General features: G+C 61.1%; 12 protein-coding genes. 6 read left to right on the top strand and 6 right to left on the bottom strand.

Going from position 1 to position 10,619, the window contains the following annotated elements; translation table 11 throughout:
* Positions 1-54 precede the first annotated feature (54 nt).
* Both WA989_RS15040 and WA989_RS15035 read right to left on the bottom strand, forming a co-directional pair.
* Positions 55-519, bottom strand: a complete 465-nt coding sequence (locus WA989_RS15040; protein ID WP_424341296.1) for a GyrI-like domain-containing protein — start codon at positions 517-519, stop codon at positions 55-57.
* Positions 520-589: 70 nt separating this feature from the next.
* Positions 590-1,051 (bottom strand): helix-turn-helix domain-containing protein, encoded by a 462-nt coding sequence (locus tag WA989_RS15035; RefSeq protein WP_424341295.1) that lies wholly within the window; start codon positions 1,049-1,051, stop codon positions 590-592.
* Positions 1,052-1,234: 183 nt separating this feature from the next.
* Here WA989_RS15035 and WA989_RS15030 point away from each other — a divergent pair, with 183 nt between their 5' ends.
* Entirely contained in the window at positions 1,235-1,912 is a 678-nt protein-coding gene (locus WA989_RS15030; protein ID WP_424341294.1) for a hypothetical protein, read from the top strand.
* Here WA989_RS15030 and WA989_RS15025 read toward each other — a convergent pair.
* The 3 genes from WA989_RS15025 to WA989_RS15015 all read right to left on the bottom strand — a co-directional run bounded on the left by WA989_RS15025 (position 1,909) and on the right by WA989_RS15015 (position 5,958).
* Entirely contained in the window at positions 1,909-3,141 is a 1,233-nt protein-coding gene (locus WA989_RS15025; protein ID WP_424341293.1) for an MFS transporter, read from the bottom strand. The two genes, WA989_RS15030 and WA989_RS15025, sit on opposite strands and share 4 nt — an antisense overlap.
* Before the next feature lie 126 nt (positions 3,142-3,267).
* Positions 3,268-4,812 carry a caspase family protein gene (locus tag WA989_RS15020; RefSeq protein WP_424341292.1) on the bottom strand — a complete coding sequence of 515 codons (1,545 nt, stop codon included), beginning with the start codon at positions 4,810-4,812 and terminating at the stop codon, positions 3,268-3,270.
* Between the two features lie 96 nt (positions 4,813-4,908).
* The gene (locus WA989_RS15015; RefSeq protein WP_424341291.1) at positions 4,909-5,958 is read right to left on the bottom strand and encodes an acyltransferase family protein; all 1,050 of its coding nucleotides are present in this window, start codon (positions 5,956-5,958) and stop codon (positions 4,909-4,911) included.
* Positions 5,959-6,328: 370 nt separating this feature from the next.
* Here WA989_RS15015 and WA989_RS15010 point away from each other — a divergent pair, with 370 nt between their 5' ends.
* The gene (locus tag WA989_RS15010) at positions 6,329-7,024 is read left to right on the top strand and encodes a response regulator transcription factor (protein WP_424341290.1); all 696 of its coding nucleotides are present in this window, start codon (positions 6,329-6,331) and stop codon (positions 7,022-7,024) included.
* A 3-nt stretch (positions 7,025-7,027) separates the two neighbouring features.
* Here WA989_RS15010 and WA989_RS15005 read toward each other — a convergent pair whose 3' ends face one another.
* Positions 7,028-7,552, bottom strand: coding sequence for a DUF1993 domain-containing protein (locus WA989_RS15005; protein ID WP_424341289.1), 525 nt, complete (start codon positions 7,550-7,552; stop codon positions 7,028-7,030).
* Between the two features lie 138 nt (positions 7,553-7,690).
* On the opposite strand from WA989_RS15005, the gene WA989_RS15000 reads away from it, so the two are divergent.
* The 4 genes from WA989_RS15000 (at position 7,691) to WA989_RS14985 (ending at position 10,575) form a co-directional block, all read left to right on the top strand.
* Positions 7,691-8,155, top strand: coding sequence for a peptidylprolyl isomerase (locus tag WA989_RS15000; RefSeq protein ID WP_424341288.1), 465 nt, complete (start codon positions 7,691-7,693; stop codon positions 8,153-8,155).
* A gap of 30 nt (positions 8,156-8,185) precedes the next feature.
* The gene (locus WA989_RS14995; RefSeq protein WP_424341287.1) at positions 8,186-9,796 is read left to right on the top strand and encodes a stimulus-sensing domain-containing protein; all 1,611 of its coding nucleotides are present in this window, start codon (positions 8,186-8,188) and stop codon (positions 9,794-9,796) included.
* 81 nt (positions 9,797-9,877) lie between these two features.
* Entirely contained in the window at positions 9,878-10,282 is a 405-nt protein-coding gene (locus WA989_RS14990; RefSeq protein ID WP_424341286.1) for a PTS sugar transporter subunit IIA, read from the top strand.
* Complete coding sequence (locus tag WA989_RS14985; protein ID WP_424341285.1) at positions 10,279-10,575, top strand: HPr family phosphocarrier protein; 297 nt, start codon at positions 10,279-10,281, stop codon at positions 10,573-10,575. Before WA989_RS14990 ends, WA989_RS14985 begins: the two co-directional genes overlap by 4 nt.
* The last annotated feature ends 44 nt before the right edge of the window (positions 10,576-10,619 follow it).

Genomic DNA, 10,619 nt, shown 5'->3' with positions numbered 1-10,619 from the left:
AGCCAAATATCTCTTGGGTCGCGTGCTGTGGTGGCTATTGCCGCCATGGGGAAATTAGCTGACAGCCCGATAAATCTCCGTCCGCAGCTCCGCTTCCGGCACCTCGCCCGGATCATCCACATAGACTTCCCAGACCGGCATCGCCTTGGTGTAGCCCTTCTCGTCGCAATGGGCCCAGAGGGACTGGTGGGTGACATTCATATTGGTGTACGGGCCGACATGTGTGGCCGTCACCGCCTCGCCCGCCGGGATGGTGGCCGCCTTCACATTGCCCGACGCCTTGGCCGCATCCTCGGCTGAAACGATCACGCCGGCGCGAAACGTCATGGTCGAACCAGACGGCATCGCCGTGTAGAGCGTCATCGGCATGCTGAGCGGCGTGATCCCCGCCTGCGCGACAAAGCCGAACACCTCGCCAAAGCCAGACCCCATCGCCTCGGCAATCTCAGGCCCCATGGGGCTTTCGCGGTCGACATAAATATAGTGCTGCTCAGGCAGCGTCTTCTTCTCGATGTTCATTGCGTCCTCCTCACATCCGCGCTGAGCTTAGCCGCAGAGCTGAACCATGCCAAACACACCCCGCGCCGGGTCAGGCCGGCACGTCGTATTGTTCCTGATAGCGGGTCGCGAGTTCCACGATGACCGTGGCAAGCGCATGACCGGACAGCCCGACTGTCCACCAGATGGTTGGCTGGAGCATGGCATAGCCCGGCCCGCCAACGCTGATACTGATCCCCGCAAAGATGATCATGCCCATCACCCAGCTGCCAAGATGGATGAAGAAGCCGAGACGCATCGCGGCGCGGGCCTTGGCATTCTTCTTGACGATCATACGGACCGCTTCGGCGTTCTGATCGACCGCCAGCGCCATGACATCGACATTGAACGCCGCAGCCAGCGCCTTCAGCGTTTCCTGCGAGGCCGGCTCTCCGGTCTCCAGGCGCTGCACGGTGCGCACACCAACGCCGGCAAGCTCTGCCAGATGCTCCTGCGACCAGTGACGTTCCTCGCGCCAGCGTTTGATCTTGGTTGAATCGGCTTTGAAGGACATGGTTTCTCTCCTCGGGAATGGCTTCATTAACAGATGCGTTCAGAAAGTCGAAAAACCGCTGATTGGCCACGCCGCAAGGCCGTCAGAGGCCCGCCAGGCGCCCGCCAGCGACCCGCCAATCTTGCCAAACCGCGCGAACCGCCCCCAACTCGCAGCCTGATCCTGTGGGAGGGACGAGGAGACATGGCAAAACGACGCCCCAAAGCCGGTGAGCCTTTCTTTCAGTATTTCAGCCTGTTCCTGCTGGTGATTGTCCTCGTCGGTCTCGGTGGGAGGGCGGCCCTTGATTATACGGATGCATCCCCGCCGCCCCTGATCGTCACCGCGCACGCCGTCTTCATGCTGACCTGGTTCGTGCTCGTTACGTTTCAGGCGTCTCTCATCCGGGGCCACAGCATGATCCGGCACCAGCGATTTGGTGTCCTCAGTCTCGCAGTGGCCGGCGGGCTCGTGTACACCGGAGCCTACGCCGCCGGTCGCCACTTCCTGATCCATGAAGACCCTTATGCGGTGCTCGCCAGCGCCCAGACCGTCATCTCGTTTGCGATCCTGTACCTGCTCGGCTTCATCGGACGGCGTTTGCCGCGCGCCCACAAGCGCTTCATGATCTACGCCAGCATCGCTGTCCTGCCTCCGGCCCTGATCGGCCTGTTCGCGGCATTCGGCCTTTCCGCCCTGTTCGTTTTTCCGCTCTGGCTTGTCTTAATGCTTGTTCCCGTTGCCTATGACTGGCGCAAACACAAGACCGTGTACGTTTCGACCTCAATCAGCGCGGCTTTCCTGATCGTCGGCTTGATTGTGGCTGTGGGCGTCGGCATGCACCCGGCCTGGGCTGCCTACCTCGAAAGCGTGCGGAACTAGACGGCTTCGCGTCCACGTCCCTTCCAGAGCCAAGCTACAACGCACAGGCTGACGAGGATGGCCGACATGATGATTGCCAAGAGGCCATTCCCGGCCCAGCCAAAAGCGTCGTAGACCGCCGTGCCTGCAGAAGAGGATATGCCGCCGCCGATGAACATCATGACAATATAGATCGTCATCAGCCGGGTGCGGATGGATGGGTCGAGATTGAGGAATGTCATCCGGTTGGCGATATCGACCGCCGGGCCGACCAGCGTCATGATCATCAGCGGCACGATCAGCAGCCAGAGACTGTATCCCATCGGCCAGAGCAGGCAGACGCCGGTGAAATTGATCGACGCGAAGATGAGCCGCGCCTTGTAGGGGCCGATATTGTCCGCCACCCGGCCGAGCCAGGGCGTGGTGAACAGGTTGAGGATGGAGAAGGCAGCGAGATAGCCGACAATGTCGACGCCATAGCCCATATCCGGCAGATGCAGGCCGATCCCCATCCAGACAGACAGGAAGACGCCAAAGCCGAGCCCCTGAATAGCGCCTGAAAGCAGGATCTCGGGGTGCTGTTTTACCAGTCCGAACAGGGACAGAAGCAGGCGCGGATAGCTCTGCTTGGGCTGCGTGTCGGCCGCTGCTTCGCGCTCATCCATGATAAAGGGCAGCAGGATCGAGACGACCAGCATGAAGGCGGCCGCGATATAGTAGACGGTCCGCCAGCCAAACGTCTCGGCAACGATACCGGCGCCGGCCCGCGCGACGAGAATCCCGCCAATGACGCCGGTTGTCAGCATTGCCGTCACAGCGCCAAGCCGGGCCGGATCGACGCGTTTGGACGCATAGGTCGGCAGGAGGTAGGGCGCGATGGTGAAGAAGCCGAGGATTGTCGAGGCGAGCGTGAACACACGGAAATCGGTGGCGAAGGCCATGCCGGCAATCGACAGGAACTGGCCAGCCACCGTGAAGGTAACCAGCTTGCGGTTGGACACGCGGTCGCCAAGCGGGAGCAGCAGGAACACGCCGAGCGCGAGCGCGATCTGGTTGGCACCCGGCACGATGCCGATCAGCCCCTTGTCGACACCAAACCCGTCAGCGACTTCGGAAATGATCGGGTGAATATAGTATGCGTTGGCGGTCACGACGGCGCAGGCGAGCGTCAGCAGCAGGACCTCTGTGCCGGAGAGGCGGCGTTCTTTGGCGGGCGCGCTCTCTTTGCTTTCGTCTGGTGAAGTCTGCATGAAGGGTGCGCTGCCTGGCCGCTCAAAGAAGGAGACTTAATTTGCTTCACCGGTGAAGCAAAGTGTGACGGCAGGGAAACGGCCGCACTTGTATGAGCGTGTGCTGTATTCCGGCGGCCCGGCGGCTCAGTCGAGCAATTGCACCATGGCGTAACGGTTGAGCTGGGCCTCATCAATGCCGAAGCCGGGGTCCTCAAGCTGCCGGTGCTTTCCGTAGTTCTGATAGGACTCAAAGGCTTCACGCGGAACGCCCTTACCGATCAGAGCCTCTTCGACAGTCACCGCGCGTCCACGGCATACAATCGCTTTGGTCTCATCTGGTGCGCACCCCGACACGACCCGGAGCCGGCCTTTCATCCCATCTTCACCCGCATGCGGGATCGCCACCCACCGGGCAAACTCGTCGAGGTTCCCTGCGCTTTCGTCCGTCATCACCGCGAGATCGTGCTTGAAAAACACAAACAGACTGTCGTCCAGCCGCTCATATTCCGCTGCCGTTTCGGGCGTCCTCGTCATGAATGCCGCACGCGCAGCCGTTTGCATGACGTCCTTTCGCCAAGGCCGCGTCATGTCTGTAATCAACGTATCGACGCCCAGAGCGGCCTTCACTTCGCCTTCGGTGAGCGGTGCGGATTCGGCCTCGCTTGAAACGGTGACGCCCTCTACGAGATCGCCGTCCCGGCTGTAGCCACGCGACAGCTCTTCTGGAGAAATGAGAGAGGTTCCAGTCTCTTCCGGGTCTGAAAGGGCCTCCATCTCGGTCGGCTCAGGCGCGTCGAGCTGGCTGAGGCGCGCCTCCACCAGGCTGCGATTGCGCGAGTTCGGGAAGGCGGAGAGGAAGCTCTTGAGCACGTTCGGGCTCTCCGAAGAGAGAGACGCAGTCAACGCTGCCGCCTCAGCCCTCGCCCCATCATCGGCTTCACATCCGGCAAAGCAGTAGTCTTCGGTTCCGCGCAGGCCGCTCTCGATCCAGGGCTGCTGGCGAAAGCCGGTGCGTTGCTCGACGCGGGTCGCGACGCGCCGGAACAGTGTCTCCGCCGACACACCTGGCTGGGCGATCAGTTCGGACAAGGCGAGGGTGAACTCGCTATTGCCGCTCGCGCCATCCTCGGCGACAGCGCCGGGCGCCGTTGAATAGGCGATCAGCGTGCCGCGCACCCGGCCCGTCGCGGCGAGCCCCCCTGCCGTGGAGCGCACCGCGGCCGGCAGCGGATTGTTGCGGCAGGCATCGAGCACGATGAAGTTGGCGGCATTGCCGGCATTTTCGAGGTAGCGGAAGAGCAGCTCAAGCCGCGGGGCATTGGCCCAGATATCGGCTTCGTTATAGGCAACGAGATCGGTGGGGATGAGATAGTTCAGCCCCTCGGACTGGACGCCGTGCCCGGCAAAGAAGAAGAAGCCTGTCGCATCCGGGCCTGCCTCTTTCAGCGCGGCGCCAAACGCAGAGAACGCCTCTTCCATCTCGTCTTCATTGGCGTTCATCACCGTCTGGACCTCGAAGTCGAGACCTTCGAGAGCCGCCTTCATCAGGCGGGCATCGCGCACCGGATTTTCCAGGGTCCAGCCTGGCGTTTCATATTGTGAGTTACCGATGATGAGCGCGAGGCGCGGCTCTGCAAGGGCTGGCAAGGCGAGCAGGCCCGCAAGCCATGTAACAAGCATTATCCGCATAAAAAATCTCCCACCCGGTGCCAGCCAACACCGGCTGGGAGAATAAGCGCGACTTGGTGAGGCGGGCAAGAGCAGGCCGGCCCGGCCTCAATATCCCTAGGACAGGTTCGGCTCCGCAATCGCAGCGCGGGCCGGCTTTTTCCTCTTGCTTGCGTCGAGGCGGAAAAGGTCCGGGCGCTCATAGAGGAAGATGAGCGGCGTTGGTTTGATCAGCCTGTGGAAGATGAGCGGCGTGGCGACAGCAAAGACAAGCACCATCAGGCTGGCTGTCCCGACATCCGGCACGATCCCGGTCTCAGCGAGGACTTTCTGCGCGACTTTCATCGGCACAAAGAAAGTCAGATAGATGACGATGGAATGCTTGCCTGCATAGCGCAGCGCATCCCCGGCGCTGACCTTCGAGAGAAGCGCGGCCGCAGCGACGATCGCAAACGCGCCGGCAAAGCCCATGATCAGGCTCACACCCGGCAGCTGGCTCACGCCCGCCGCGACCAGGACGCCATTGCTGACGGCCCAGGCTGCGAGGCCCATCAGGGCGATCGATACGCGGCCGCGAACCTTGTTGGCGAAGGCGAACACGGCCGGAGCAAACGCATAGCCTGCAAAGAAGTAGGCATACCAGTTGGCAAAGCGGTTGGTCACCGACCAGCCGGTTTCGATCGCGCCGGCATGGAAGGCAATGTGCAGGATCGCAGCGCCGCAGAAGACGCCAAGAACCGGGACATTCCGCAAAAGGCGCGTGATCACATAGAAGACCAGAAGCTGGTGAATGAACCACAGGCTACTCGCTGGGAAGATGAGCTGTTTGAGGAAGATCATCATGACCGCGCCCGGGTCAGCCATCAGCAGGTCTGCCTCGAAGATGGCGGTCTGAAGGAACAGCCAGAGCCCGTAGAAATAGGCGAAATGTATCACTTTGCGATCGACATAGTCCCGAAGCGGGCCATTGATCGAACGCGACAGGAACAGGCCGGCAATCAGGAAAAAGTCCGGCATGCGGAACGGTTTTGCAAAGGCGACGACATCATGCATCCACCCGGTCGCATGGACCATCTCGCCATAATTCAGCGTGGAATGCATCATTACGACCAGAATGATACAAATGCCCTTGCCGTAATCTACCCAGTTTACCCGTTCTGACGCCATTTTGGAGCCCTCTCAATTATGCTGAAAGGGGTTATGCAAAAACCGTGCTCGCCTTAGAGGGGAATCGCGATCATCGGTGATTTTTCTCGCAACCGCCCCGATTTTACTGCACATCCGGCGCCGTTGATCAGAGCCGTCCTGCCTCCTCTGCAAGCCCGGAACCAGCAGGTCTGTCATCAGCCTGCGCCTGCAATTGTGGCAGGCCGGGACATCAAACCGCCCTCAAATCACCGCTGAACCAACCAAGCTCTGCCACAGCGCGGCCTTTGAGTATCTTGACCCAAGGGGTTTCTGAGAGGAGAGAAGCATGGTTGAAAGCAAGGCATACTGGCAGTCTGGCGCATCTGGCACCGGTTTGAAGGAGAGAAGCATGGCAACGATCGCCCTGGTGGATGACGACGAGAACATTGTCGCCTCGCTCAAAATGTTCTTCGAGGCCGAGGGCTATGATGTCAAAACCTATCATGACGGCCTCGCCGCACTTTCCGGCCTGACAGAAGCCCCGCCCGATCTTGCCATCCTCGATGTGAAGATGCCGAAGATGGATGGCATGGAGCTGCTCCGCCGCCTGCGACAGACCTCCGAGCTGCCAGTGATCTTCCTGACCTCCAAGGATGAGGAGATCGACGAGGTAATCGGCTTCAATATCGGCGCTGATGATTTTGTGCGCAAACCCTGCTCCAACCGGCTCCTGTCCGAACGCGTCAAGGCCGTCCTGCGCCGTTCGCGCGGCGGTGAGCCTGGCAGCGAGGAAGGCGATGCCAAGCCGATCGTTCGCGGCCGGCTGACGCTTGACCCGAACCGTCACGCCTGCTCGTGGGATGGCGACCCGGTGCGTCTTACCGTCACCGAATTCCTGATCCTGCAATCGCTCGCCCAGCGGCCCGGCTATGTTAAGTCGCGCGACCAGCTGATGGATGCGGCCTATGACGACCAGATCTATGTCGACGATCGCACAATCGACAGCCACATCAAGCGCCTGCGCAAGAAGTTCCGCGAAGTCGACGATGAATTCGATGCGATCGAAACGCTCTACGGCGTCGGCTACCGCTACAATGAGAGCTAGGGCCTAGCCTGTCTTCACCTGCAACTGGCCAAGAAAGTCCCGCTTGCCGAGCGGGACGCCTTTCATGCGCAGGATGTTGTAGGCCGTGGTCGCGTGGAAATAGACGTTCGGCTTGGAAAAGGAGAACAGGAACCCTTCTGCGGTGAACGGGATCTGCGTTTCGCCAAGTTTGAAGACAACCGGCTTTCCGGCCCAGCTATCGACCTGTTCTGCCTTCATCGCGCCGACCGTATTGATCGTGTTTTCGATCTTCTCCTGAAAGCCGGCATAATCGAGCTTTTCAAGCTGCCCGGGCGGGCCGAACTCGCCGGTGCGGACGCCTTCCAGCGCGCCGAGCGTGTGGTGCATCACCGAATGCAGCTGAAAGGTCAGCGGCAGCATGTCGGAATGGATGCACTCGTCCAGAAGCTCATCGGGAGACTTGCCCTTGGACTTGCAATGCTGAGCCCCTTTTTCGAGCACCGATTTCGTAGACCCCAAAATCTGGCTGTAGGCTGGGATGATGGCATCATAAAGTGACAGGCTCATTGGGATTCTCCTCTTGCGCGTCAGGCGTGCCACCACCGCTAATGCCAGACGCAGGAGACAGCAAGCACCTGACATGAAGGGTTTGCGTGCCCCCGCCTCGCGGCGTATGCCGGAAACAGACACTCAAAGGAGACGCTTATGGCTGATGCCGAAAATACAATTCTGATGGAAACGACAAAAGGCCCGGTGAAGATCGAGCTTCGCCCGGATCTTGCGCCCAACCATGTCGCCCGCATCAAGGCGCTGGCGCGTGACGGCTTTTATGACGGTATCGTTTTCCACCGGGTGATTGACGGCTTCATGGCGCAGGTCGGCTGCCCGAATGGCACAGGCACAGGCGGCTCCGACAAGCCGGACCTGAAGCAGGAATTCAACGCAGAGCCTCATGTGCGCGGCACCTGCTCCATGGCGCGGACGAACAATCCGAACTCGGCCAATTCGCAATTCTTTATCTGCTTTGACGATGCAAGCTTCCTCGACAAGCAATACACCGTCTGGGGCAAGGTCACCGAAGGCATGGACAATATCGACCAGCTCAAGCGCGGCGAGCCTGTGCGTGATCCCGATTCCATCGTGTCCATGAAAGTAGCCGCTGACGCCTGAGGCTTCAGCCTCCAGACGGCAGGTTATAGCATGGCGCGCAAGGGTGAGGACACAAAGGGGCTGAGAGAGGGCGGCAAGCAGCTCTTCGGCTCGCGCATTGCGCGCCTCATCTTTGCGTCCAACCTGGCGGGCCTCGCCATCCTTATCATTGGCGCCATGGTGCTCAATGAGATGCGGGCAAGCTTCGTCGTCGCCAAGAAACAGGACCTGATCGGACAGGCGCAGGTCTTCTCCAATCTGCTGGCCGAGGGCGCGACCTTCGGCCAGCCGCAGCCCGTGATGGACGAGGAACTGGCGCGCGCCACGCTGGCCGACCTCTCCCTGCCTGTGTCTGTGCGCGGCAAGGTCTATGGGCCGGCCGCGGAAATGATCGGCGACAGCTACTTCCTGTCAGACCGGGTGATCGTGTCTGCCCTGCCGCCGCTTCAGGAGCCGAGCCAGCTGTCGCGCTGGGGCCGGTCGCTGTCAGAATGGGCCGTCTCGACCTTCGGCGCGCTGGTGCCCAATCGCGGCGGCGACGCCGTGCGCACCCAGACCTTCGAGGAGGAGTTTGCGGTCGCTCTGGCTGGCGGCGAGGCGGCCAGCCAGCGCTTCAATGATCGCGGCCAGCGGATCATCTCCGTCTCAGTGCCCGTGCAGCACGTCTCGGCCGTGGTCGGTGTGCTGACGCTTGAGTCCAACGACATCGACGACATCATCAGGGCTGAACGCGCGGCGCTCATCCCGTTCATTGCCGTTGCTGTGTTGGTCGCCCTCATCACATCAGCCCTGCTGACGCTCGGGATCGCCCGCCCGCTCAGGCGATTGTCGCAGTCGGCCGACGAGATCCGGTCAGGCTCTGCCCAGCACCTCCACATCCCCAACCTCACCAAGCGCCGCGACGAGATCGGGGCGCTGGCCAACTCGCTTGAATCGATGACCGAGGCCCTGTTCGAACGCATCACCTCGAATGAGCGCTTCGCTGCCGATGTTGCCCATGAGCTGAAGAACCCGCTGACCTCGATCCGCTCTGCCGTCGAGACCGCCGAACGCGTGCAGGACAATCCCGAAGCCATGCAGAAGCTGCACAAGGTCATCGCGCAGGATGTCGGCCGGCTCGACAGGCTGATCACCGACATCTCGAACGCTTCGCGCCTCGAGGCGGAGATCACCCGCATCCCGACCGAGGCGCTCGATATCACCCGCTTCGTGTCAGACATCGTGACCACCTATGAGCATATCGGGCTCGACGATGACATGCCCTCGGTCGCCTTCGACGACCAGACGATGGGCGCCGGCCTTCGGGTGCGCGGCCGCGAGGGCCCGCTCGGCCAGGTCATCCGCAATCTGATCGACAATGCGATCTCCTTCTCGCCAAAGAATGGCACGGTGTCGGTCCGCACCGAGCAGAGCCGCATCGGGCCGCAGACCACGGCGCGCATCATCGTCGAGGATCAGGGGCCCGGCATTCCCGAAGACAAGTTCGAGAAGATCTTCGACCGCTTCTATACAGACCGACCAAAAGGCTCTGCCTTCGGCAAGAATTCCGGCCTCGGCCTGTCCATTGTCCAGCAGATCGTCAACACGCATATGGGCCAGGTAACCGCAGAGAACCGCGCACAGGGCGGCGCGCGCTTCATCGTGGAACTGCCAGCAACATAAGCTCCGTCAGCAATTTAGTCTTGACCTCTACCCACCGTCTGTCAGCATCCTGAAGAATAAGGGCTGGTACGGCAGAGAATTATGATCGGTATCGTTGTGGTCAGTCATGGCAAGCTGGCACGAGAACTTGTCAGGGCGACCGAACATGTAGTTGGCGAACAGGACTATTTTCGCTCGATTTCCATCGAGGCGGAAGACGATATCGATGCACGCCGCGACCAGATCCGCGAAACCGTCGCCGCCTGCAATAGCGGCAAGGGCGTCATTATCGTCACCGACATGTTCGGCGGCACGCCCTCCAATCTCGCCATCTCCGTCATGCCCGACGCCAAGATCGATGTGATCGCCGGGGTCAATCTGCCAATGCTGATCAAGCTGATCGAGGTGCGCGAGCATGTCACTCTCGCAGAGGCTGTCCAGGTCGGGCGCGATGCCGGCCAGAAATATATCCGCATCGCCTCGGAAGTGATGGACCGCACAGCTTGACCGACAATGCGACAAAAGTTGAACGGCGGGTCCGCATCGTCAACCGCAAGGGCCTGCATGCCCGCGCCTCTGCCAAACTGGCAAGGCTGGCGTCGACCTTGCCGGCCCCGGTCTTCGTCCTGCGCAATGGCGATGTGGCGAATGCCATCTCGATCATGGACCTGCTTATGCTGGCGGCCCATCAGGGCAGCGAGGTTGATGTCTGCGCGCGCGGGCCGGACGCCGAAGCGGCTGTCGATGCCGTCGCCGAGATGATCGCCGACGGCTTTGGCGAGCGCGACGAGGACGACTGAGCGCGCCTAGAGGAAAATTGGCGCGAGCCAGTAGCCGATCGCAG

The organism is Henriciella sp. (assembly GCF_049649345.1).
Classification (GTDB): Bacteria; Pseudomonadota; Alphaproteobacteria; order Caulobacterales; family Hyphomonadaceae; genus Henriciella.
This window is presented reverse-complemented; position numbering and strand designations above follow the sequence as displayed.